Below are 21,937 nucleotides of genomic sequence, written 5' to 3' on the forward strand. Positions count from 1 at the left end.
ACGACGAGATCTTGAGTTAACTGAAGCAAGCGGTTGACCGACTGCGTTCGGAACGCACCACGGCAATCAAACCCAGCCGGCCGCTCACCGGAACAACCGCGGCGCAGCGAACGGGTCAGTGTTTGATCGCCGACAGGTAGCTCAGATCTTTGAAAAAGCCGATCGTGCTGTCCTCGTCGAAGGTGAACCCGTTGGCGGCGTAGGCATCCGGCATGTTCTGCGTCGTGACGTCCCAGCCGCGGGCGGTCAGATAGTCGACGACGTCGTTGCGCTCACCGTGATAGATGAGTTCACCCATCTCGATGTTCTGTCCGTAAGCCTGGAACTTCTCGGCGATCTCCCGGGCCCGCTCGTCGGAGAACATGCTGACATCGGGGATGTGCTCGGTGGCCACCCGGCTACCCGGTGCGCTCAGTTCATCGATCCGGTCGAACAGCAGATCCTGCGCTTCGGGTGGCAGGTAGATCAGCAGTCCCTCGGCGATCCAGGCCGTCGGTTGGGTCGGGTCGAAGCCATTGTCCAGCAGCGCTTTCGGCCAGTCTTCGCGCAGGTCGATCGCCACCACGCGCCGGTTCGCGGCCGGTTCGGCCCCCAGCGCCGAAAGGGTGTCGCTCTTGAACGCGATCACCTCCGGCTGGTCGAGCTCGAACACGGTCGTGCCCGTCGGCCACGGCAGGCGGTAGGCGCGGGCGTCGAGCCCAGCGGCCAAGATCACCGCCTGGCGGACATCACCGGCCACGGCGTCGGCGAACAGCCGGTCGAAATGGCGGGTGCGCACAGCCATTCCCTCGGCGGCGCGGCGGGTGTTGAAGCGAGGGTCGATGTCGTCCAGCGATATCTCGCCGTCGAGCGCCCGGATGAAGAAGTCGAGCCCGACCGCGCGCACCAGAGGTTCGGCGTACGGGTCGTCGATCAGGCCCTCGCGGTGGCTCAGTACGCGTTGTGCGGCGACCATGGTCGCGGTCGAGCCGACGCTGGATGCCAGATCCCAGGTGTCGTTGTCGGTACGGGCCATTCGTGCTCCTCAGTTGCGGGTTGCGATGATCGCGAGCGAATCGCGCATCGGGGCAAGCAGTTCCGTGTCGGGAAAGTCTCGGCCGTATTCGGCGAACACCTCTGGACGGCTTTTGGTGGACACCTGCCACCCGTGCTCGGTCAGATAATCGACGACGTGGCTGCGCTCGCCCTCGTAGAAGAGGTGCGAGATGTCGAGGTGGACGCCGTTCTCACCCCATTGCTTGCTGATCGCTTTACTGCGTTCACCGATTGTCGCAGCGGCGTCGGGATGATATTCGGTGGCGAGCCTGCTGCCCGGCGCGCTCAGCGTGCCAATGTCGTCGAACAACTTGTCCTGCGCTTCGGGCGGCAGGTAGACGAGCAGTCCTTCCGCGCTCCACGCTGTCGGTTGTGCCGGGTCGAAACCGCTGTCGCGCAACGCTTTCGGCCAATCATCGCGCAGGTCGATACCGACAGTGCGCAACTGGGCAGATGGGGAGGCCCCCAGCGAGGACATCGTGGCGGTCTTGAACTCGATCACTTGCGGCTGGTCGATCTCGTAGACGACGGTCCCGTCGGGCCACGGCAGCCGGTAGGACCGCGAGTCCAGACCCGACGCCAGGATCACCGCCTGCCGGTTGCCATCTCCGGTGGAGGTGAGGAAGAAGTCGTCGAAGAACCGTGTGCGCACGGCGATCATCCTGGCCATGAAGTCGGCACCGGCACCGTCGATGTCGTTGCCTTCGATGCCCCCGTCGACCAGGCCCGTGAAGAAGTCGATGCCGACCGCGCGCACCAGCGGCGCGGCGTACGGATCGTCGAAGAGCGGGTCATCTTCGCGGCTGGCGATCGCGCGGGCGGCGGCGACCATCGTGGCCGTGGTCCCCACGCTCGATGCAGGGTCCCAGCTGTCCGAATCCGTTCGGCTCATTTCTCGAGTATGCCGCTGAGGTACTGCATCTCACCGAATCTGGCGACGTCGTCGTCCTCGGGCAGCGGGGGCAGACCGTTCTCGGCCAGCAGCTCGCCGACCGTGCGACGGGTCAGGCGCCAGCCCCGCTCCTCGAGGTAGGCGCCGGCCTCATTGCGCTCCCCGATGTAGACGAGTTCGGAGAAGTCGAGTTCGAAGCCGTGTTCGCGCCACCGCTCCGCCGATTCCTGCATCCGGGCCAGCACCTTCTCGCGATCGGCGGGGTCGCTGCTGGAGGGGCCGCTCTCGACCGCGACCCGGCTGCCTGGGGCGCTCAACTCGGTGATCGTGTCGAGCAGCTTGTCCTGTGCCTCCGGCGGCAGGTATCCGAGCAGGCCCTCGGCGCTCCATGCGGTCGGCAGGGCCGGGTCGAAACCCGCGGCCTTCAACGCCGCGGGCCAGTCGAAGCGCAAGTCGATCGCCACCGCCCTGCGCAGCGCGGTCGGTTCGGCGCCGAGATCGGCCATTGCCCGGGCCTTGAACGCGATGACGTCGGGCTGGTCGATCTCGAAGACCGTCGTCCCGGCGGGCCATGCCAACCGGTAGGCGCGCGCGTCGAGCCCGGAGGCCAGGATCACCGCCTGCCGCACACCACTTTCGGCGGAGTCTGCGAAGAACTCGTCGAAGAACTTCGTCCGCACCGCCATGTTGTCGGTCATCCGGGCCATTCCGACCGTGGCCCCGTCCGAGGCGTCATCGTCGAGGTCCTCGAGCGTGAGTTCACCGCTGGCCAGGCGGGTGAAGAAGTCCACGCCCACCGCGCGCACCAACGGTTCGGCGTACGGATCGGAGATCAGCGCGTCGGCACCCGTGCTGGCGATCGCCCGCGCCGCCGCGACCATCGTCGCGGTCGCACCGACGCTGCTCGCGAGGTCCCAGGTGTCTCCCTCAAAACGTGGACCCGTACGTGCCATCTCAACTCCTGACGCTATTGATTAGTGGATATAACGAGATCGGTTCCACGGTATGTTCCCGTCCTGAGAAGTCGCTGTGAGGCGGGGCGATCAGCGGGATGCGGGCCAACGAAGCCCCAACTGTTATTCTCGTAGACTGTTTGACGGGTAACTCTGCAGGCTGCGCGCTTGGCGGGGGTCCGCACACGACTTAACCACGACGCTGGTCGAATCCAGCCCCATCCGCACGCCGCGATCAACAGGCCGGCTGCGCAGGAGGAAGAGTGCTTTCGGCTTTCATCTCATCACTGCGGACGGTCGACCTGAGGCGAAAGATCCTGTTCACCCTCGGCATCGTGATCCTCTACCGGGTCGGAGCCGCGATCCCGTCTCCGGGGGTGAACTACCCGAACGTGCAGGAGTGCATCGCGGAGGTCACCGGCGGTGAGTCCGGCCAGATCTACTCGCTGATCAACCTGTTCTCCGGCGGCGCGTTGCTGCAGTTGTCGGTGTTCGCCGTCGGTGTGATGCCTTACATCACCGCGAGCATCATCGTGCAGCTGCTGACCGTGGTGATCCCGCGTTTCGAGCAGCTGCGTAAGGAAGGCCAGTCCGGCCAGGCCAAGATGACGCAGTACACGCGCTATCTGGCCATTGCGCTGGCCATCCTGCAGAGCACCAGCATCGTGGCGCTGGCGGCCAACGGCGGCCTGCTTCAGGGCTGCTCGCTGGACATCATCCAGGGCCAGCACGAGGGTCTGAACATCTTCACCCTCGTGGTGATGGTGCTGGTGATGACCGCGGGCGCGGCGCTGGTGATGTGGATGGGCGAGCTGGTCACCGAGCGCGGCATCGGCAACGGCATGTCGCTGATCATCTTCGCGAGCATCGCGTCGGCGATCCCGGGTGAGGGTCAGACCATCCTCGAGAGCCGCGGCGGCCTGGTGTTCGCGCTGGTGTGCGCCGGTGCGCTGGCGATCATCGTCGGCGTGGTGTTCGTCGAGCAGGGCCAGCGCCGGATCCCTGTGCAGTACGCCAAGCGGATGGTCGGCCGCAAGATGTACGGCGGCACGTCGACGTACCTGCCGTTGAAGGTGAACCAGGCAGGCGTCATCCCGGTGATCTTCGCCTCGTCGCTGATCTACATCCCGCAGCTCATCACCCAGCTCATCCAGAGCGGAAGCTCGAATCCGAACAGCACCAACTGGTGGAACACGTTCGTCGCGAACTACCTGACAGATCCCAGCAGCCTGGCCTACATCGGCGTCTACTTCGCGCTGATCGTGTTCTTCACCTACTTCTACGTCTCCATCACGTTCAACCCCGATGAGCGGGCCGACGAGATGAAGAAGTTCGGCGGCTTCATCCCCGGCATCCGGCCAGGCAAGCCGACGGCGGACTACCTGCGTTATGTGCTGAGCCGGATCACCCTTCCAGGTTCGATCTACCTGGGTCTGATCGCCGTGCTGCCGAACCTGTTCCTCTCCGTGGGGAGCAGCGGGCCCGTGCAGAACCTGCCGTTCGGTGGTGTGGGCGTACTGATCCTCGTCGGCGTCGGATTGGATACCGTCAAACAGATCGAGAGCCAGCTGATGCAGCGTAATTACGAAGGGTTCCTGAAGTGAGAGTCGTTCTGCTCGGACCGCCCGGCGCCGGCAAGGGAACACAGGCCCAGAAGCTCTCCGAGAAGCTCGGAATTCCGCAGATCTCGACCGGCGACCTCTTCCGCAAGAACATCGGCGACGGCACCCCGCTGGGGCTGGAAGCCAAGAAATACCTCGACGCCGGCGACCTGGTGCCATCGGAGCTGACGAACAAGCTGGTCGAGGACCGCATCGAACAGCCGGACGCGGCCGACGGGTTCATCCTCGACGGCTACCCCCGCTCCGTGGAGCAGGCCAAGGCGCTGGACGACATGCTCAAGCGCCACGACACCAAGCTCGACGCGGTGCTGGAGTTCAAGGTCTCCGAGGACGAGCTGTTCAAGCGTCTCAAGTCCCGCGGCCGCGAAGACGACACCGAAGACGTGATCCGCAACCGCATGCAGGTCTATCGCGACGAGACCTACCCCCTGCTCGAGTACTACAGCGGCAACAACCTGCAGCAAGTCGACGCGGTCGGCGCCCTCGACGAGGTTTTCGCGCGCGCACTGCAGGCGCTCGGTAAGTAGCGGATATGGGCCTGATGGGCCTGCGCGGACGCAAGGTCGTACCGCAGCGCACCCCCGATGAACTCGACGCGATGGCCGTCGCGGGAGCCCTGGTGGCATCGGCGCTGGCCGCGGTCCGTCAGGCCGCCGCCCCCGGCGTGACCACAATGGCGCTCGACGAGGTCGCCGAGTCGGTGATTCGCGACGGCGGAGGTGTGCCCTCCTTCCTCGGCTACCACGGATATCCCGCGAGCATCTGCTCCTCGGTCAATGACCGTGTGGTGCACGGCATTCCGTCTGCGGCAGAAACCCTGGCGCCCGGGGACCTGGTGTCCATCGACTGCGGGGCGATCGTCGACGGCTGGCACGGTGACTCGGCCATCACGTTCGGTGTCGGGACGCTGATCCCGGTCGACGAGGCGTTGTCGCAGGCCACCAAGGAAGCCATGGAGGCAGGCGCGTCCGCGATGGTGCCCGGCAACCGGCTCACCGACGTTTCACACGCCATCGAGACCGCGGCGCGCGCCGCCGAGAAGCGATACGGCCGCAAGTTCTTCATCGTCGACGGTTATGGCGGCCACGGCATCGGACGGCAGATGCACATGGACCCGTTCCTGCCCAATGAGGGCGCGCCCGGACGCGGCCCCTATCTGGCGGTCGGTTCGGTGCTGGCCATCGAGCCGATGCTGACGCTGGGCACCACCAGGACCGTGATCCTCGAGGACGAGTGGACCGTCGTGACCGCAGACGGATCGCGGGCGGCCCACTGGGAGCACACCGTGGCCGTCACCGAGGACGGGCCGCAGATCCTCACCCAGTAGGCCGCCCGCCCGAAATCATCTAAGGGCGGTCAGCCCTCGCCCATACCCTGCACGGGTTCGGGTGCGGCGTCCCCGCGGACCGCCTTCTCGATCCGGGCGCCCAGATCGTCGTCGACGTTGCGCCAGTACTCCAGCGACCGGTCGAGCACCTCGCCGGTCACCCCGTCGAGGCTGCCCGCGATCGTCTCGACCGCCGCGGTGCGTTGCGCGTCGTTCCACACCGTGCGCACCATCGTGCCGGGCTGGCCGAAGTCGTCGTCCTCGGCGTGCAACGCGTAGGCCGAGCGCACCAGTTCGGCGTCTGCCTCCCAGCCGTCCTCGGCCGGGCCGGTGGTGTCCGACCACGGACGTCCGCCGCTGTTGGGCGCGTAAACCGGTGCCGCGCCGGAGTGGTGGTAGGTCATCTGGCCGTCGAACATGTAGGAGTTCATCGGCACCCCGTCGCGCGGCTGGTTCACCGGCAGCTGGTGGAAGTTGGTGCCGATCCGGTTGCGCTGCGCGTCGCTGTAGGCGAACGCGCGGCCGAGCAGCATCTTGTCCGGCGACAGGCCGATACCCGGCACCGTGTTACCCGGGGAGAACGCCGCCTGTTCGATCTGGGCGAAGAAGTTCTCCGGGTTGCGGTTGAGCGTGAAGCTGCCGACCGGAATCAGCGGGTAGTCCGCGTGCGGCCACACCTTGGTCAGGTCGAACGGGTTGAACCGGTAATCGGCCGCCTCGGCATACGGCATCACCTGCACCGAGAGCCGCCAGCTTGGGTGCTCTCCCCGGTTGATCGCATCGAAGAGGTCCCGGCGGTGGAAGTCGCTGTCCTCACCGGCCAGGGCGGCGGCCTCGTCGTTGGTGAGGAACTCCATGCCCTGGTCGGTGTGGAAGTGGTACTTCACCCAGAACTTCTCGCCTGCAGCGTTGACCCACATGTAGGTGTGCGAGCCGTAGCCGTTCATGTGGCGCCAGGTCCGTGGCAGGCCGCGCTCACCCATCAGGTAGGTCACCTGGTGGGCGGACTCGGGGTTCAAACTCCAGAAATCCCACTGCATCTGCGAGGACCGCAGGCCGGAGTCGGGCAGCCGCTTCTGGCTGCGGATGAAATGGGGGAACTTCATCGGGTCGCGGACGAAGAAGATCGGCGTGTTGTTGCCGACCAGGTCGTAGTTGCCTTCTGAGGTGTAGAACTTCAGCGAGTATCCGCGCACATCCCGCCAGGTGTCCGGGCTGCCCTGCTCACCGGCCACTGTCGAAAACCGAATCAGCAGATCGGTTTTCGCGCCCTTCTGGAACAGTGCGGCCTTGGTGAACTGCGAGACGTCCTCGGTGGCGGTGAACACCCCGAAGGCGCCGGAGCCCTTGGCGTGCGGGCTACGTTCGGGGACACGCTCACGGTTGAAGTGGGCCATCTGCTCCAGGAAATGCACGTCGTGCAGGACGAGTGGTCCGTTCGAGCCGACGCTGAGACTATTGCGGTCGCTGAAAGCCGGTGCGCCGGTGCCGGTGGTGGAGCCGAATTTCGAAGCGGTCATCAGAATCTCCATTCAAATGGGTTGTGTGCTGCCAATGCAGTCGGGGCATAGGCCCCAGAAAGTCACTTCGGCCTCGTCGATCGCGTAGCCGGTTGCACCGTCGGCATGTAGGCACGGGGCTCGCCCGGTGGCGCACTCGACGTCGTCGATGGCGCCGCACGATCGACAGACCACGTGGTGATGGTTGTCGCCGGTCTGCAGTTCGAAGCGGGCGCGTGAGCCGGCCGGTTCGACGCGGCGTAACAAGCCCGCGCCGGTGAGGGCGTAGAGCACGTCGTAAACCGCTTGTGTCGACAGCGATCCGATGCGCCGACGCGCTCCGGCGGCGATCTCTTCGACGTCGGCGTGCGGATGCTTCTGGACCTCGGCGAGCACCGCGAGTCGGGGTTTGGTGATTCGCAGCCCCGCGGCGCGCAGATCGTCGTGCCAACGACTCACGGACATGCGGCCCCTCCGAATACTTGAACCAGTCAAGTTTCTAGTCTGCCTCAATCCCTTGCATTATGCAAGTCTTGCAAAAAGCAATACCTAGGAGGTCAGCAGTGCTGAGTGGGTGCGCCCGCGTGCGACAATTTCGGCATGCACGCGCCCGGAATACCGACGTGACCAAGACACCAAAAGAAGAGCTGACGGCGTTCGAGGCGGCGGCCAGGGATTTGGTGGGCCTGGCGCTGCGAAGTGTCGAAGAGGTGGACGTCTCGCTGCCGCAGTTCCGGTTGCTCGCGGTGTTGCAACAGCGCGGCCGATCGACGTCGACGGAATGCGCCAAGGCGCTCGGCGTGGTCGGATCCACGGTGACGCGTCTGGCCGACCGACTGCATGCCTCTGGCCACCTGGTGCGCGGCTCGGATCCGTCGAACCGCAGCGTCGTCACCCTGGAGTTGACCGCTTCGGGCCGCAAACTGGTGCGGCAGGTCACCGCTCGTCGGCGCCGCGAACTGGCCCGGGTGCTCGACCACATCGACCCGGCCGAGCGGGCGGCGTGTGCGGCGGTGCTGCGCACCCTGCATGAGCGGTTCGCCGACAGCCAGGCAGGCGCCCGGCGCAACTCCGTCCCGCTGTGAGGATGCAGCGCCGATACTGAACCGGATGACCGCCAACCTCGTGTCTAGGGCGGAGGTTGATTTTGGACGACCCGGACGCGACCGTCATGCGGGTGCTCTATGCCGAGCACGCCGCCGCGATCTGGCGCTATGCGGTCCGGCTGACCGGCGATACGGCCCGGGCGGAGGATGTGGTGCAGGAGACGCTACTGCGGGCGTGGCGACACCCCGAGGTGACGGCCGACTCCTCGAGGTCGGCGCGGCCGTGGTTGTTCACCGTGGCCCGCAACCTCATCATCGACGAGACGCGCAGTGCCCGCTTCCGTAGCGAATCCGGCGCCGCCGACATGGAGACGACCGCGGACCGGGCCGGGCCCGACGAGGTGGAGGCTGCGTTGAACCGAATGATGCTCGGCGAAGCCGTCGGTGCGCTGTCCGATGAGCATCGCGCGGTCATCAGCCGCGCGTACTACCAGGGCTGGACCACGGCGCAGATCGCAGCCGACCTCCACATCGCCGAGGGCACGGTGAAGTCACGGCTGCACTACGGGGTACGAGCGCTCAAGCTCAAGTTGGAGGAGATGGGGGTGACACGGTGACGGCATTCGAACCCGTCCTCGGCCGGGCGGACGACGATCGGTACGCCACGTGGGACGCCGCCTACGTCCTGGGCTCGCTGACCGAACAGGACCGCCGCGAGTACGAGGCACATCTTGCGACCTGTGAGCGCTGCACGGCCGCGGTCGCCGAACTGCGCGACATCTCCACTCTGCTGAGCACGGTCGAACCCGCCGAGTTCGACGGCCGCCCACCCGCGCACCCAGAACCCCCGCCGGAACTGTTGAGCGGGTTGTTGGACAGGGTGCGCGCGCGACGTAGGCGGTCGCGGTGGATGACCTCGGCCGCCATCGGTCTGGCCGCCGCGGTGCTGGCGCTCGGCATCGCGATCGCGGTCCGTCCGGAGGCGTTCGGGTTGCAAACCGCTACACCGCCGCAGGCGTCGGGTCAGCAACTGGAGATGGCCAAGGTTTCCGAGACGCCGATCAACGCGACCATCTCGATGACGGGGTACGGCTGGGGCACTCGAATCGACATGGCATGCACCTACGGCGACTGGGGCCAACGCGATGCGCCGCCCCAGAACCTGGGGATGGTTGTGGTGGGACACGACGGCAGCCGCAACCAAGTGGCGACGTGGCTGGGGCTGTCGGGCGCTACCGCACTGCCGAGCGCCACCACGCCGATGCAGATGGACGAAATCGCTGCCGTGCAACTGGTTTCACCCGAATCCGGTGAAGTGCTTCTCGAGCGTTCGCTGTGAATGTTCTGAACCGATGAACTTCACGTGCCCGCGCACCGTGTAACTCGCTGAAGTCCGAAAGCAGGTGAGAGATGGGCCACCGAGTCGTCGACCACATCGTCGAGTACCTTGCGGTGATCGGCGTGCGGTTCATCTTCGGTGTCGACGGTGCCAACATCGAAGATCTCTACGACGCGGCGTATTTCCGTTCCGACATCGACGCCGTACTCGCCAAGCACGAGTTCTCCGCGGCCACCATGGCCGACGGATACAGCCGCGGCGGCTGCGGAATCGGCGTGGTGGCGGCAACGTCGGGTGGCGGCTGCTTGAACACCGTTCCCGCACTGGGGGAAGCGTTGGCCAGCCGAGTGCCGGTGCTGGCGTTGATCGGACAACCGCCGAGCGCACTCGACGGTCGAGGTGCGTTCCAGGACACCAGCGGACGCAACGGGGCACTCGATGCGCAGGCGCTGTTCTCGGCGGTGTCGGTGCACTGCCGGCGGATACTCACGCCCGCGGACATCGTGACCGCACTTCCCGCAGCGATCGAGGCCGCAGCTGTCCGGCGAGGGCCGTCGGTGCTGTTGCTACCCAAGGACATCCAGCAAGCCGAGGTGCCGGTCAACGGCGGCGCGGTGGTCGGTGGGCGCGCCGGTGTGGCACCGGCTGCCCCGCATGCGGTCGCACGTGCGCTTCGGAGAGCCGAGGGCCCCGTCACGATCATCGCCGGAGAACAGGTTGCCCGCGACGACGCGCGTGCCGAACTCGAGGCGCTGCGAGCGCTGCTGCGCGCCCGGGTGGCCACCGTGCCCGACGCGAAGGACGCCGCGGGCACACCGGGGATGGGATCGTCGTCGGCGCTGGGCGTGACCGGGGTGATGGGTCATCCGACCATCGCCTCGGCCGTGGCCGACAGTGGGGTGTGCCTCCTGGTGGGCACCAGGATGACGCTGACGGCGCGGGCCGGCCTCGAGAACGCCCTGGCCACGGTTCCCGTGTACTCGATCGGCTCCGCCCCACCGTATCTCGCGTGCACCCACGCGCACACCGACGATCTGCGCACCTCGCTACGGGCGCTCACCGACGCGCTGTCAGGTGCGGGCCGGCCTGCGCGCCTGCGGGTGCCCGACATGGTGACGCGGGACGAGTTGCGCCCGCCGCCCCATCACGGAACCGGCATCCGGTATCGCGACGCGATGGTCGCGCTCGACGCGACGCTGCCCGACGGGGTGGACATCGTGGTCGATGCGGGCAATATCGGGGCGGCGGCGATTCATCACCTGCCGGTGCGGCGCGACGGCCGGTTCGTCGTCGCGCTCGGCATGGGGGGCATGGGATACAGCTTCGGCGCGGGAATTGGAATGGCCTTCGGACGGGGCAGGCGGACGCTGGTGATAGCGGGCGACGGTAGTTTCCTCATGCACGGCATGGAGATTCACACCGCGCGCGAGTACGGGCTGCCGGTGACGTTCCTGCTGTTCGACAACCACGCGCACGCGATGTGCCTCACCCGCGAGCAGCTGTTCTACGGCGATCGCTACAGCTACAACCGGTTCGGGCCGAGCCGGTTGGGGGCCGGCCTTGGCGCGATGTTCCCGGGACTGCCCGCCGCCGACATCGAGGACGTCGCGTCACTGTCCGCCGCACTCACAGCCGCGCTCGAGGCCGACGGCCCCGCCGTCATCAGCATCGAATGTTGCGCCGACGAGGTCCCGCCGTTCGCGGCATTCCTCGACCGAGTCAACGTCAAACCGCCCGCCGCAGAGGAGACCCGCAACCATGTCCCTGCCCGCCCTTGACGACATCACCACCCATCGCGGCACTGGCGAGCCGCTCGACGGCCTCATCCGCGTCGAGACGTCACCGCGTGAGAAGGCCACCCCGATCATCATGGAGATGATGCGGTCGGTCTATCCGCACGACTCCGTCTACGGCGAGTACTGCACCGTCAACGAGTATGTCGACTGTCCACCCGGCGCGTTGTTCGAATACCTCTCCGACACAAGGTGTCTGGAGGAATGGACCTACAGCCTGCGCGGTTTCACCCCCACCGAGGAACCAGGGCTGTGGGTGGCGTACGACCGGCTGGGTTCGCAGACGCAGATCTTCACCCGCACGGTCGCCAACGATGCGGCCATGACGGTGGATTACCACTGCGCGTGGGATCAGGGCAGGCACCTGTGGATGATCTACCTGATGCGCGTCGTCGATGCCCAGGTCGTGTTCGACAAACCCGGTTCGGTGGTGCTGTGGACCAACTGTCATCACCCGTTCTACGACCGCAACCCGTACCCGGAGTCGGCCCCGCCCGAGCGACCCGTATGGGTGGGCGACTTCTGGGACATGTTCGGTCCCGGCCACCTGCTCGAACTGCGCAATCTCAAGGCGATCGCCGAATACCGGCACCGCAACGGCCTTCCCGTGACGCCCGATTGGATGAGGTGAGTTCGGTATGACCGTCAGCCTTCTGGACGTATCGACGTACCTGCCCGGTGAGCCGATCGGCGCCGAATACTATGCGCAGTTCGCTGAATCCGACGATCTGCGGGACAGCATGATGTTCCGCGCCCCCAGATTCCGCCATCACGTCGCGCCCGACGAGACCGCCGTCGACATGGTCGAGCGTGCGGCCGCCGGCCTGATCGAGCGTCACGGCCAGGACGCCGTGGCAGGCGCCGACGTCCTGATCACCCACACGCAGATGCCCGACGTCCCGTTCTACGGTGGCGGCGGCGCCATGGCGCACCGACTCGGTATGAAGCCGACATGGGTGCTCGATCTGCACAACGGCGGCTGCGCGGCGTTCGTGTTCGGGCTGCAGGTGGCGCGGCAGCTGCTGTCCTCCGGCGCGGGACGCACGGCGCTGGTCGCCGTCGCGCAGAACGCCGCCGGTCAGGTCTTCGACCAACCGCAGGTGCGGCGCAAGGCGCAGGCATCGGTGCCGGGCGACGGCGCGGCCGTCGGCCTGGTAGCGGTGTCGGAGCAGTCACCGATCCTCGACGTCGAATGTCGCACCTACGGCGAGTTCGCCGGCGATATGACGATCGCGTCCGACCCGCCGCGCAAGTGGTGGCAGCCGGGTCCGGGGGAGGGCTACATCGGTTTCACCGAAAGCAAGATCACCAAGGTGCTGGCGCGAGGCAACCGGCAGGTTCCCGAGGTGTCGTACGCGGTATGCGACCGCATCGGGATCAAGCCCCCCGATCTGAGTCTGCTCGTCACCAACCAGCCGAACCGGGTGTTCCTGCGCAACTGGCGAGAAGCGCTCGAAATCCCGCCCGAGCGTCACGTCGACACCTTCGACCAGTGCGGCAACCTGTTCGCCGCGGGCATACCGGTCAACCTCGATCGTGCGATCGACAGCGGGAGACTAAATCCGGGGGAGGTCGTGTTGATGGCGGCGTTCGCCCACGCCGGTGATTTCGCCGGGGCGGCCGCAGTGCGGTGGGGCGGCCGCGGTTGATGTCCGAACCGATGCACAGGGGAGCAGAGGCGCTCGGCGCGCTACCCACCTCGTTGGACCCGATGGCGCTGTCGCTCAACGAGAATCCCTTCCCGCCACTGCCGTCCGTGCGTTCGGCGCTGAGCGCCTCGATCGAGGCGGCCAACCGGTATCCGGAGTACCTGCCCGAGCGGCTGCGCTCGCTGATCGCCGGACACACGGGCCTGTGCGACGAGCAGGTCGTGGTCGGGGCCGGCGCCACCGGTGTGATCATGCAGGTGTTACATGCGGTGACGGATCCCGGCGATCGAATCGTCATGGCCACGCCGACGTTCGACGGATATCCGATCTTCGCGCAGATGGCGCGGCTGGAATCGGTCCCCGTTGCGCTGGACGCGCACGGTCACCACGATCTCGACGCGATGGCGTCGGCCGCGACCGGCGCCAGGGTCGTGGTGGTGTGCCGTCCGCACAACCCGACCGGCACAGTCGAGCACGCCGCCGAACTCGAGCGGTTCCTTCGGCGCCTGTCGCCGGAGACGGTGGTCCTTCTCGACGAGGCCTACGCGGAGTTCCTGGCACCGGAGTGCCGCATGGACGCCGTCGGATTGGTCGCGCGGCACCCCAATGTGGTGGTGCTGCGGACGTTTTCGAAGGCCTACGGGTTGGCCGGACTCCGCATCGGGTACGGCTTCTGCGCCCCACAGCTGGCCCGCAGGCTGTGGAGCATGCAACTGCCCTTTGGTGTCGCGATCACCGCACTCGTTGCGGTCGCGGCGTCGTTCGACGCGGAAGCCGAGCTGAGTCAACGCATCCGGATGATCACCGGCGAGCGTCGACACCTGCGCATGCGGCTGCGGTCCATGGGGGTGTACAGCACCGAGAGCAACGCCAACTTCGTCTACGTGCCGAACTGTGGCCGTAGTTGGGGGCAGATTTTCGAGACGAACGGAGTGCGTGTCCGGCAGTACGCCGACGGTGGCGTGCGCATCACCGTGGGAGACCGCAGATCCACCCGCGCCGTGGTGGCCGCGGTCGCCCAGGCCATGCGCTGAAATCTGCTGACCGCGCCGATCGATGCGGTATGAAGAGGCGTGGCCCCCCAACCGTCGCGGCAGGATGACCATGACCCGATCGCGCTCGCGCGAGCCAACTGGGAGCGCTGCGGGTGGGGCCAGGTCGCCGACGGCATGGTCGCCGTGACATCGGTGATGCGAGCCCACCAGATCCTGCTGGCCCGCGTCGAAAGCGCACTTCGACCCTACGATCTGAGCTTTTCGCGCTTCGAGTTGCTGAGGCTGTTGGCGTTCACCCGCAACGGCGCGCTGCCGATCACCAAGGCCTCCGATCGGCTGCAGGTGCACGTCACCAGCGTCACGCACGCGATCCGGCGACTGGAGGGCGACGGTCTCGTCGAGCGGATTCCCCATCCGACCGACGGGCGCACCACGCTGGTCCAGATCACCGACCTCGGCCGCTCGACGGTCGAGGACGCCACGGTGACGTTGAACAACGAGGTCTTCGCCGACATCGGAATGTCGAGCGCCGAGTCGCGGGCCCTGGCCGATTCGATCCAGACGCTGCGCCGCAACTCCGGGGACTTCTAGGTCCGGTCGGTGCTGGTCATGCCGCGTTCTGCCGCGTCACCCAGTCGCGGAAGGACAACAGCTCGGGGTTCAACGTCCGTACGAACGCCAGATCGCGCGCAGCGGTGAACCGTTCGGAGTCCTCGGCGTAGAACTGGAACATGTTGCCCATCTCGATAGCGCCGGGGAAGTCCATGGCGCGCAGCTCATTCCAGGACTGCGGTCGATAAGCCACCGGTTCTCCGTGCAGCCTCGAGAGTTCGGCGGCGAACTCCTCGCCGGTCAAGTGGTCACCGGCGATACTCACGGTCTGGCCGATGAACTCCGGACCTCGCTTGAAGATGCCGAGTGCGGTTCGGCCGATGTCGCCGACTGCGATCGCCGCCATCGGCCGGTCCGCCATCGGCAGCGTCAGCACCAGGTGCCCGTCGGGATCGCGGACCGGTTGCAGGTCGGAGAGGAACCCCTCGTAGAACCCGGCTGTCCGGAGAAACGTCGTGGGCACGCGGTGTTCGGCGAAGAGGGCGTCGGCCTCTGCCTTCGCGTCGAAGTGCGGCACCTTGTACCGTCCCTCGACCGTCGGCACCCGTGCGTCGTCGCCGAAGTGGTCCCGGGTGTCCTCCAACGTCGACCAGATGACGTGCGCCACGTCCGCTGACTTTGCCGCCCGCGCCGCCGTTTCGGCTTGGTACAGCTCCGATTCCGCCCTGGTGCGGACCGCTTCCTCTGCTGCCGTCCGCTCCGCCCAGTAATTGGTGACGACGAACGCCGCCTCGGCTCCGTCGAAGGCGCGCTGCATGCCCGTGACGTCGTACAGGTCGGCCTCGACGACTTCAGCGCCCGCTGCGGCAAGCCGCTTTGCCTGCGGGGACTTCCGGTTGCGCGTCACTGCGCGGACCGAGAACTTCCCGCTCGGATCGGCGAGGATCGCTCGGGCCAGTCCGCCGCCCTGTTTGCCGGTCGCTCCCACAACGGTGATCACATGCTGAGCCATGGTCATCTCCTTCTAGGTTGATACGTCAACCCAATCCAGGGTAGTCGATCGGGTTGATATGTCAACCCGATCCGGTAGGATCGTCGCCATGGCTGGTAAAGGGCGGCTGACCGAGGAAGAACTGGGCGCCTGGCGCGCATTCGTGACGATGCAGCACAGGCTCGAGCGTCACCTGGTGATGCATCTGCAGCGCGAGTTCGGGCTCTCAGACTCCGATTTCGAGATCTTGGTCAACCTGTCGGAGGCGCCCAAGGGGCGGATGCGCGCGTACGAGCTCGGCAAAGCCACCCACTGGGAGAAGACCCGGCTGTCACACCACCTGACCCGGATGCAGAAGCGCGGTCTGATCCGCAGGGAGGAGTCGACGGGTCGCTATCCCGACATCGTGCTGACCGACACCGGCCGCGCGGCGATCAAGGCGTCCGCGCCGGCCAACGCGGAACGGGTACGCGAACTGTTCGTCGACGTGCTCGGCCCGAAGCGCCTTGCGGCATTTCGCGAAGCGTCCGAAGACGTGATCGCCGCCATCGAGGAGCACCTGGCGAAGTCCTGCACCCTCGAGTGATGCGGGCCTACTCCAGCACGGTCGGCAGCGGAATCGTCGCCGTTACCGCCGTCCCCGCGCCGGGGCGGGACCGGATGTTGAGCCGACCGCCGACGATCTCGGCGCGCTCGGCCATCGACAGCAGGCCGTAGCCGCCCATGTCGTCGCCGCCCAGCGGATGTTCGAAGGTATCGAAACCCACTCCGTCGTCGATGATTTCGAGACGTGCGACGTCGCCGCTGTCACCGGGGTCGACGGCGAACGTCAGCCGGGCCGACGTGGCCTTGGCGTGTTTGACGACGTTCTGCAGGCACTCCTGGGCGATGCGGTACAGCGCGAGCTCGATGTGGTCGGGGAGGCGGCGCTCGGCCAGATCCACCTCGATGCCGATCTGCGGTATCGATCGGGCGAGGCTGGCCAGTCCGCCGGCCAGTCCGAGGTCGTCGAGAACCGGCGGGCGCAACCCGCTGATCGCCGCGCGGGCCTCCTGCAGTGTCAGGTCGACCAACTCGCGTGCCTTGCCGAGCTGTTCGGCGACGATCGCGGGTTCGTCGGAACGGGTCGCGGCGTCCAGCCGATAGGACAAGGTGACCAGCCGCTGGGAGATACCGTCGTGGATATCGCCTGCAAGCCTTCGTCGTTCGAGCTCCTGAGCCTCGATCACCTGCTCGACGAAATTCTCGTGGGCCCGTTCGCGGGCCACCAGCTGCCGGTGCAGCCGGGCCTGGTGCATGGCCCCTGCGATGAGCCTGCCTATCACCACGAGCAACTCGACGTCGCGCTCGGCGAAGTCGCGGCGCTCCACGGTGTGCACGTTCAACACGCCGACAAGGCCGCCGGGGTCGGTCTCCATCGGCACCGACACCATCGACGTGAAATCGCTGCCCCGCAACGACTGAAACGGCATGTAGCGCGGATCGGACTCCTTGTCCTGCGTGATCACCACCGGCTCTCGGTGGCTGGCGACCCAACCCGAGATGCCCTGACCCAGAGGCAGTCTGATCTTTCCTATCTCGGCGTCGAACGGCGGTGTGGCACCGGCCAGCGTGAGCGACCGGTCGCTGTCGTCGAGGACATGCACGAAGCACACGTCGCTGGCGGTGGCCGCAGTGATCATCCGCGCGGCCGCGGCGGCCAGCGGTTCGACACCGGGACCCTTGGACGCGGCCTGGATCAGCTCGCGCAGCAGGGCCAGCTCGCGGTCGGCGGCCAGCGCGTACTGGCTCAGCTCCCGCACCGCGTCCGACGGACCCGATTCCGTCGTCACTTGAAGATTCCCTCGCGCAGGGCCGTCGCGACGGCGCCGGTGCGGTCGCTGACCCCGAGCTTGCGGTAGATCGAACTGAGGTGGGTCTTGACCGTCTCGTCCCCGATGACCAGCTTGGCCGCGATCGCCCGGTTGGACAGCCCGTTGACGACGAGCGAGAGGATCTCACTCTCACGCTGGGTCAACCCCTGGCGCGCGCCGGGCCAGAACTCGTCGCGCTGAAGCCGCGCCGCGGTGTCGACGGCCCTGGCCGCCATGCCCGGGTCGATCGCGGTCTCGCCACGGTGGACGAACTCCAGCTGCCGCACCAGTTCGTCGCTGCTGATGCTCTTGAGCAGATATCCGGACGCCCCGACCCGAAGGGCCTGGAACAGGTATTGCTCGTCGTCGTAGACCGACAGCATGACGATCTTGCGGTCGGCGTTGCGTTCGCGCAGTTCGGCGCACAGGTCCAGGCCGCTGGCACCCTGCATCCGCACATCGCACAGCACGATGTCGGGATCGAGATCGTCGATGACCGCGGTTGCGCGTTCGGCGCCGACGGCCTGCCCGACGACCTGTACCCGGTCGGCGAACGCCGCCAGCATGGCCTTGAGGCCCTCGATGACCATTTCGTGGTCGTCGACCAGCACAAGACGTACCGGTGGGCTGCTCGGCATGCACCTACCTTAGAGGTGCCATTTCCCAGGTGAAGCATGTCGGCGGGGTGCGGCGGGCCGAAGCGGCACCGACGATCCCCCGATTGGGGGAGGACGTCGCGTGTGATGGGGGCCACGCTCTACATATGCCGACAACGCAGGAGACGACGTGGCGCGCGGGCCGATTCTGGTGGGACTGTTCCCCTCCTGGTGCGGCGCCGGGTTCCGGCTGTGCCGTGCGCGGTCTGGTGTTCGACCTCGACGCACTGACGGACATCGAATGCGACGGCCACCGGGTCGCCTACAACGCCGCCTTCGCGACGCACGGCCTGGATTTCCAGTGGTCGGTGCCGCGCTACCGACAGCTGCTCGCGCTCACCGATGAGCGCCAGAGGGTCGCCGCCGAGCTTCGCAAGCGGTGCGTGGCCAGCGAGGCCGACGTGCTCACCAAGCTGCTGGCCGACGAGATCTACACCACCAAGACGATGCTGTTCGACGAGCTGATCCTCGAGCGTGACCTGACGCCGCGCGCCGGCCTGGTCGACTTCGTGATGGACGCGGTCGGCTGCGGGGTTCAGGTGGCCGTCGTGGTGAACGGGCAGCGCGGCTGGGCCGAGCCGCTGGTGCGCCAGCTGGTCGGCGAGGGACTCGTCGAGGTCGTGGTCTCCGCCGAGGACGTCGTCAAGCCGATGCCCGACTCGGAGGCCCACCGCCACGCGCTGTGGGAACTCGGCGTGTCGGCCGACGAGGCGTTCGCGATCAGTGGTTCGGCATCCGGGCTGCGGGCGGCCACCACCGCAGGCATGCCCGCCCTGGTGATCACGGGGGAGGGGACCCCTGACATCCCGTCCGCGGTGGCGGTGCGCCCGGACTTCGGCGGCGCCAGCCCGCTGCGATTCGCCGATTGCCAGCGCCTGCACGCCAACTGGTCGCGCGGCCGCAAGCAGACGGCCGCCTAGCTGCTCGAACCGGGCGCGTCCGCGCGCCGGCCGGCGGTAGCGTCGACCCATGACCGAGATCCCCACGACCGAAGACGCGCTCGCCCGCCTCGACATGCCGCTGGTCGACGCGATGATGACCCAGCGTGCCGTGCGCCGCGTACTACCCGACCCCGTCGACGACGCCGTCGTGCTGAAGTGCATCGAGCTGGCGCTGCGAGCTCCCACCGGGTCGAACGGGCAGAACTGGGAGTTCATCGTGGTGAAGGACCAGGCCGTCAAGGATCAGCTCGGCAAGCGTTACCGCCAAGCCTGGTCGCTGTACGGCGGAATCGGCCGGCGTCTGGCGGCCGGCGACGAATCGATGCAAAAGATTCTGCGGGCGGTGCAGTGGCAGGTCGAGCACTTCAGTGAGATCCCGGTCCTCGTCGTACCGTGCCTGCGCGGCGGTTCACGGCTGCCCTACATGCCGTCGCCGTTCGTCGGCGAGTCGTCGTTCTTCGGGTCGATCTACCCCAGCGTGCAGAACCTGCTGCTGGCTGCGCGGGCGATGGGGCTCGGTGCGTCGCTAATCACCCTGCCGCTGTGGAGCGTGACATCGGCCCGGCGAACCCTGGGCCTGCCGCTGACCGTGACACCCATCTGCGTCGTGCCCCTGGGCTGGCCGCGTGGCCGGTACGGACCGACGACGCGCAAGCCGGTCGGACAGGTCGCCCACCTGGACACATACGGCGAGCGCGCCTGGGTCGACGCCGACGCTCGGTGACGCCGGGTCAATTGCCCCGCAGCGCCTCGATCACCGCGCTGAAGTCCTTGTCGGCATGGTCGGCGGCGAACTTCTTGTAGATCTCCGCGGCGTGGCTGCCCAGCGGGGCGTTCGAACCGGTCGACTCGACCGCGGCCATGGCCAGGCCGAGATCCTTGTTCATCAACGCGGTCGCGAAACCGGGTTTGAAGTCGTTGTTGGCCGGCGACGTCGGAACAGGTCCCGGGACAGGACAATTGGTGTGCACCGACCAGCAGTTGCCGGTGGCCCCGGTGATCACGTCGAACAGCGACTGCGCCGGCAGGCCCAGCTTCTCGGCGAGCACGAACGCCTCGCCGATCGCGATCTGCTGCACCGCGAGCACCATGTTGTTGCACAGTTTGGCGGCCTGGCCGGTACCGGAGGCGCCGCAGTGAATGATCTTGCCCGCCAACGGTTCGAGCACAGGCCGGGCACGTTCCACCGCTTCGTCCTCACCGCCGACCATGAACGCGAGCGTGCCCGCAGTGGCACCCTTCACCCCGCCCGACACCGGGGCGTCGAGTTGCGCCAAGCCACGCTCGAGGGCCTGCTGATGAATGCTGCGCGCGTCGTCGACAGAGATTGTGGAGGTGTCGATGAACAGCGCTTTGTCCTTGGCCGCGGGGAGCACTTCGGCGTAGCACGCTTTCACGATGTCGCCGTTGGGCAGCGAGGTGATCACGACCTCGGCCTCGCCGACCGCCTCAGCGCCGCTGTCGAAAACCGACACGCCCTTGTCGGCCGCGGCCGATTTCAGCGTCGGTTGGGGGTCGAACCCGCGGACCGTCTGGCCGGCGGCAACCAGGTTCGCCGCCATCGGCCCGCCCATGTTGCCCAGCCCCAAGAACGCGATCGTCGTCATCGATGACCTCTCCTAAGCGGACGTCCGCACCTTGGCGGCCTGCGACCGCCCGATGACCACCCGCATGATTTCGTTGGTTCCCTCGAGGATCCGGTGTACCCGCAGGTCCCGGACGATCTTCTCCAACCCGTACTCGTTGAGGTAGCCGTAGCCACCGTGCAACTGCAGTGCCTGGTCGGCGACCGTGTAGCAGGCATCGGTGACGTAGAGCTTGGCCATCGCGCACAGCTCGACCTTGTCGGGGTGGTTCTCGTCCAGCGCGGTCGCCGCGCGCCACAACAGGTTTCGCGAGGTCTCGAGCGCGGTGGACATCTCGGCCAGGGTGAACCGGATGGTGGGCTCGTCGAGAAGTGGGCCGCCGAACGCTTCGCGGTCTCGCACGTAGGCGGCGGCCTTGTCGTAGGCGGCCTGTGCACCGCCGAGCGAGCACGCCGCGATGTTGATCCGGCCGCCGTTGAGCCCGTTCATCGCGATCCCGAAGCCGGTGCCCTCGCCGTCGGCACCGCCCAACATCGCATCGGCGGGAACGCGGACGCCTTCGAAGATCACCTGGGCCGTCGGCTGGGCGTGCCAGCCCATCTTCTCTTCATCGGCCCCGAAAGTCAGTCCAGCAGCGTCCTTCTCGACGAGGAAGGTCGAGATACCCCGCGGGCCCTCCCCGCCGGTGCGCGCCATCACCACGTACACGTGCGAGGACCCGGCGCCGGAGATGAACTGCTTGACCCCGTCGAGGACGTAGTGGTCACCGTCCCGAACGGCCCTTGTGCGCAACGCACTCGCATCGGACCCCGCACCGGGCTCGGTCAGGCAGTAGCTGGCGATCGACTCCATCGACGCCAGCCGCGGCACCCAACTCTTGCGTTGTTCGGGCGTGCCGTAGGTGTCGACCATCCACGTGCACATGTTGTGGATGGACAGGAACGCCGCCACCGTCGGATCCGCCGTCGCGAGCTGCTCGAAGATCCGCACGCCGTCGAGCCTGCGCAACCCGCTGCCACCGACGTCCTCGTTGCAGTACACCGCCGCCATTCCGAGCTCGGCGGCCTCGCGCAGCACGTCGGTGGGGAAGTGGTGCGTGCGGTCCCACTCCAACGCGAACGGCGCGAGCCGCTTCTCGGCGAACGCGGCCGCCGTCTCGGCGATCACGCGCTCGTCGTCGTCGAGCCCGAAATAGTCCATGCTGCCGG

General features: G+C 67.1%; 24 protein-coding genes. 14 read left to right on the forward strand and 10 right to left on the reverse strand.

All coding sequences use genetic code 11. The features are described 5' to 3' along the window. Positions 1 to 115: 115 nt before the first annotated feature. From A5759_RS02775 to A5759_RS02785, 3 genes are read right to left on the reverse strand one after another with little or no spacing between them, the layout of a single operon-like run. Positions 116 to 1,015, reverse strand: a complete 900-nt coding sequence (locus tag A5759_RS02775; RefSeq protein WP_068193466.1) for a class I SAM-dependent methyltransferase — start codon at positions 1,013 to 1,015, stop codon at positions 116 to 118. 9 nt (positions 1,016 to 1,024) lie between these two features. Then, positions 1,025 to 1,927: a class I SAM-dependent methyltransferase gene (locus A5759_RS02780; protein ID WP_068193467.1), complete on the reverse strand. Its 903-nt coding sequence runs from the start codon at positions 1,925 to 1,927 to the stop codon at positions 1,025 to 1,027. After that, the gene (locus A5759_RS02785) at positions 1,924 to 2,880 is read right to left on the reverse strand and encodes a class I SAM-dependent methyltransferase (RefSeq protein ID WP_068193471.1); all 957 of its coding nucleotides are present in this window, start codon (positions 2,878 to 2,880) and stop codon (positions 1,924 to 1,926) included. The genes A5759_RS02780 and A5759_RS02785 overlap by 4 nt, the downstream gene beginning before the upstream one ends. A 263-nt stretch (positions 2,881 to 3,143) precedes the next feature. Here A5759_RS02785 and secY point away from each other — a divergent pair, with 263 nt between their 5' ends. From secY to map, 3 genes are read left to right on the forward strand one after another with little or no spacing between them, the layout of a single operon-like run. Then, positions 3,144 to 4,484, forward strand: coding sequence for a preprotein translocase subunit SecY (secY, locus tag A5759_RS02790; RefSeq protein ID WP_066849450.1), 1,341 nt, complete (start codon positions 3,144 to 3,146; stop codon positions 4,482 to 4,484). Continuing rightward, positions 4,481 to 5,029 carry an adenylate kinase gene (locus A5759_RS02795; RefSeq protein WP_068193476.1) on the forward strand — a complete coding sequence of 183 codons (549 nt, stop codon included), beginning with the start codon at positions 4,481 to 4,483 and terminating at the stop codon, positions 5,027 to 5,029. The genes secY and A5759_RS02795 overlap by 4 nt, the downstream gene beginning before the upstream one ends. Before the next feature lie 5 nt (positions 5,030 to 5,034). After that, positions 5,035 to 5,829: a type I methionyl aminopeptidase gene (gene map / locus A5759_RS02800; protein ID WP_068193479.1), complete on the forward strand. Its 795-nt coding sequence runs from the start codon at positions 5,035 to 5,037 to the stop codon at positions 5,827 to 5,829. Positions 5,830 to 5,858: 29 nt separating this feature from the next. Here map and A5759_RS02805 read toward each other — a convergent pair whose 3' ends face one another. Both A5759_RS02805 and A5759_RS02810 read right to left on the reverse strand, forming a co-directional pair. Then, positions 5,859 to 7,349 (reverse strand): catalase, encoded by a 1,491-nt coding sequence (locus tag A5759_RS02805; RefSeq protein WP_068193912.1) that lies wholly within the window; start codon positions 7,347 to 7,349, stop codon positions 5,859 to 5,861. Between the two features lie 12 nt (positions 7,350 to 7,361). After that, on the reverse strand, positions 7,362 to 7,793 hold the full coding sequence (locus A5759_RS02810) for a Fur family transcriptional regulator (RefSeq protein WP_068193483.1): 432 nt from the start codon (positions 7,791 to 7,793) through the stop codon (positions 7,362 to 7,364). A gap of 158 nt (positions 7,794 to 7,951) precedes the next feature. Between A5759_RS02810 and A5759_RS02815 the strand changes: the two genes are divergently transcribed. The 8 genes from A5759_RS02815 (at position 7,952) to A5759_RS02850 (ending at position 14,741) form a co-directional block, all read left to right on the forward strand. Beyond that, the gene (locus A5759_RS02815; RefSeq protein WP_068193486.1) at positions 7,952 to 8,413 is read left to right on the forward strand and encodes a MarR family winged helix-turn-helix transcriptional regulator; all 462 of its coding nucleotides are present in this window, start codon (positions 7,952 to 7,954) and stop codon (positions 8,411 to 8,413) included. Between the two features lie 62 nt (positions 8,414 to 8,475). Beyond that, positions 8,476 to 8,991 carry a sigma-70 family RNA polymerase sigma factor gene (locus A5759_RS02820; RefSeq protein WP_066849436.1) on the forward strand — a complete coding sequence of 172 codons (516 nt, stop codon included), beginning with the start codon at positions 8,476 to 8,478 and terminating at the stop codon, positions 8,989 to 8,991. Continuing rightward, the gene (locus A5759_RS02825; RefSeq protein WP_068193490.1) at positions 8,988 to 9,713 is read left to right on the forward strand and encodes an anti-sigma factor; all 726 of its coding nucleotides are present in this window, start codon (positions 8,988 to 8,990) and stop codon (positions 9,711 to 9,713) included. Before A5759_RS02820 ends, A5759_RS02825 begins: the two co-directional genes overlap by 4 nt. 71 nt (positions 9,714 to 9,784) lie before the next feature. Next, positions 9,785 to 11,491, forward strand: coding sequence for a thiamine pyrophosphate-binding protein (locus A5759_RS02830; RefSeq protein WP_068193492.1), 1,707 nt, complete (start codon positions 9,785 to 9,787; stop codon positions 11,489 to 11,491). Then, complete coding sequence (locus tag A5759_RS02835) at positions 11,472 to 12,137, forward strand: hypothetical protein (RefSeq protein WP_066849429.1); 666 nt, start codon at positions 11,472 to 11,474, stop codon at positions 12,135 to 12,137. Before A5759_RS02830 ends, A5759_RS02835 begins: the two co-directional genes overlap by 20 nt. A 7-nt stretch (positions 12,138 to 12,144) precedes the next feature. Continuing rightward, on the forward strand, positions 12,145 to 13,155 hold the full coding sequence (locus tag A5759_RS02840) for a 3-oxoacyl-ACP synthase III family protein (RefSeq protein WP_068193496.1): 1,011 nt from the start codon (positions 12,145 to 12,147) through the stop codon (positions 13,153 to 13,155). Then, positions 13,155 to 14,189 (forward strand): histidinol-phosphate transaminase, encoded by a 1,035-nt coding sequence (locus A5759_RS02845; RefSeq protein ID WP_068193915.1) that lies wholly within the window; start codon positions 13,155 to 13,157, stop codon positions 14,187 to 14,189. The genes A5759_RS02840 and A5759_RS02845 overlap by 1 nt, the downstream gene beginning before the upstream one ends. Before the next feature lie 39 nt (positions 14,190 to 14,228). Further along, positions 14,229 to 14,741 (forward strand): MarR family transcriptional regulator, encoded by a 513-nt coding sequence (locus A5759_RS02850; protein ID WP_068193500.1) that lies wholly within the window; start codon positions 14,229 to 14,231, stop codon positions 14,739 to 14,741. Positions 14,742 to 14,757: 16 nt separating this feature from the next. On the opposite strand, the gene A5759_RS02855 is transcribed toward A5759_RS02850, so the two are convergent. Continuing rightward, positions 14,758 to 15,714 carry an NmrA/HSCARG family protein gene (locus tag A5759_RS02855; protein WP_231984518.1) on the reverse strand — a complete coding sequence of 319 codons (957 nt, stop codon included), beginning with the start codon at positions 15,712 to 15,714 and terminating at the stop codon, positions 14,758 to 14,760. An 88-nt stretch (positions 15,715 to 15,802) separates the two neighbouring features. Here A5759_RS02855 and A5759_RS02860 point away from each other — a divergent pair, with 88 nt between their 5' ends. Next, complete coding sequence (locus A5759_RS02860; RefSeq protein ID WP_068193508.1) at positions 15,803 to 16,279, forward strand: MarR family winged helix-turn-helix transcriptional regulator; 477 nt, start codon at positions 15,803 to 15,805, stop codon at positions 16,277 to 16,279. A 7-nt stretch (positions 16,280 to 16,286) separates the two neighbouring features. Here the strand turns inward: A5759_RS02860 and A5759_RS02865 are convergent, their stop codons facing one another. Together A5759_RS02865 and A5759_RS02870 are read right to left on the reverse strand one after the other, a co-directional pair. Next, on the reverse strand, positions 16,287 to 17,525 hold the full coding sequence (locus tag A5759_RS02865) for a GAF domain-containing sensor histidine kinase (protein WP_064400081.1): 1,239 nt from the start codon (positions 17,523 to 17,525) through the stop codon (positions 16,287 to 16,289). Further along, positions 17,522 to 18,184: a response regulator transcription factor gene (locus tag A5759_RS02870; RefSeq protein WP_064400080.1), complete on the reverse strand. Its 663-nt coding sequence runs from the start codon at positions 18,182 to 18,184 to the stop codon at positions 17,522 to 17,524. The genes A5759_RS02865 and A5759_RS02870 overlap by 4 nt, the downstream gene beginning before the upstream one ends. Before the next feature lie 125 nt (positions 18,185 to 18,309). Here A5759_RS02870 and A5759_RS02875 point away from each other — a divergent pair, with 125 nt between their 5' ends. Further along, complete coding sequence (locus A5759_RS02875) at positions 18,310 to 19,122, forward strand: HAD family hydrolase (RefSeq protein WP_064400079.1); 813 nt, start codon at positions 18,310 to 18,312, stop codon at positions 19,120 to 19,122. A gap of 49 nt (positions 19,123 to 19,171) precedes the next feature. After that, on the forward strand, positions 19,172 to 19,867 hold the full coding sequence (locus A5759_RS02880) for a nitroreductase family protein (RefSeq protein WP_064400078.1): 696 nt from the start codon (positions 19,172 to 19,174) through the stop codon (positions 19,865 to 19,867). 7 nt (positions 19,868 to 19,874) lie between these two features. On the opposite strand, the gene mmsB is transcribed toward A5759_RS02880, so the two are convergent. Both mmsB and A5759_RS02890 read right to left on the reverse strand, forming a co-directional pair. Continuing rightward, entirely contained in the window at positions 19,875 to 20,750 is an 876-nt protein-coding gene (gene mmsB / locus A5759_RS02885; RefSeq protein WP_068193512.1) for a 3-hydroxyisobutyrate dehydrogenase, read from the reverse strand. 12 nt (positions 20,751 to 20,762) lie between these two features. Continuing rightward, positions 20,763 to 21,929: an acyl-CoA dehydrogenase family protein gene (locus A5759_RS02890; protein WP_068193515.1), complete on the reverse strand. Its 1,167-nt coding sequence runs from the start codon at positions 21,927 to 21,929 to the stop codon at positions 20,763 to 20,765. Between the last annotated feature and the right edge of the window lie 8 nt (positions 21,930 to 21,937).

This window comes from Mycobacterium sp. 852014-52144_SCH5372336, from assembly GCF_001665615.1.
In the GTDB taxonomy this organism is placed as follows: domain Bacteria; phylum Actinomycetota; class Actinomycetes; order Mycobacteriales; family Mycobacteriaceae; genus Mycobacterium; species Mycobacterium neumannii_A.

Coding starts and splice junctions, on each gene's coding strand:
- A5759_RS02840 (WP_068193496.1), top strand. CDS start 12,145: ATGACCGTCAGCCTTCTGGACGTATCGACGTACCTGCCCGGTGAGCCG.
- A5759_RS02880 (WP_064400078.1), top strand. CDS start 19,172: ATGACCGAGATCCCCACGACCGAAGACGCGCTCGCCCGCCTCGACATG.
- mmsB (WP_068193512.1), bottom strand. CDS start 20,750: ATGACGACGATCGCGTTCTTGGGGCTGGGCAACATGGGCGGGCCGATG.
- A5759_RS02785 (WP_068193471.1), bottom strand. CDS start 2,880: ATGGCACGTACGGGTCCACGTTTTGAGGGAGACACCTGGGACCTCGCG.
- A5759_RS02835 (WP_066849429.1), top strand. CDS start 11,472: ATGTCCCTGCCCGCCCTTGACGACATCACCACCCATCGCGGCACTGGC.
- A5759_RS02845 (WP_068193915.1), top strand. CDS start 13,155: ATGTCCGAACCGATGCACAGGGGAGCAGAGGCGCTCGGCGCGCTACCC.
- A5759_RS02780 (WP_068193467.1), bottom strand. CDS start 1,927: ATGAGCCGAACGGATTCGGACAGCTGGGACCCTGCATCGAGCGTGGGG.
- A5759_RS02775 (WP_068193466.1), bottom strand. CDS start 1,015: ATGGCCCGTACCGACAACGACACCTGGGATCTGGCATCCAGCGTCGGC.
- A5759_RS02810 (WP_068193483.1), bottom strand. CDS start 7,793: ATGTCCGTGAGTCGTTGGCACGACGATCTGCGCGCCGCGGGGCTGCGA.
- A5759_RS02830 (WP_068193492.1), top strand. CDS start 9,785: ATGGGCCACCGAGTCGTCGACCACATCGTCGAGTACCTTGCGGTGATC.
- A5759_RS02870 (WP_064400080.1), bottom strand. CDS start 18,184: ATGCCGAGCAGCCCACCGGTACGTCTTGTGCTGGTCGACGACCACGAA.
- A5759_RS02855 (WP_231984518.1), bottom strand. CDS start 15,714: ATGGCTCAGCATGTGATCACCGTTGTGGGAGCGACCGGCAAACAGGGC.
- A5759_RS02890 (WP_068193515.1), bottom strand. CDS start 21,929: ATGGACTATTTCGGGCTCGACGACGACGAGCGCGTGATCGCCGAGACG.
- A5759_RS02875 (WP_064400079.1), top strand. CDS start 18,310: ATGCCGACAACGCAGGAGACGACGTGGCGCGCGGGCCGATTCTGGTGG.
- map (WP_068193479.1), top strand. CDS start 5,035: ATGGGCCTGATGGGCCTGCGCGGACGCAAGGTCGTACCGCAGCGCACC.
- A5759_RS02860 (WP_068193508.1), top strand. CDS start 15,803: ATGGCTGGTAAAGGGCGGCTGACCGAGGAAGAACTGGGCGCCTGGCGC.
- A5759_RS02805 (WP_068193912.1), bottom strand. CDS start 7,349: ATGACCGCTTCGAAATTCGGCTCCACCACCGGCACCGGCGCACCGGCT.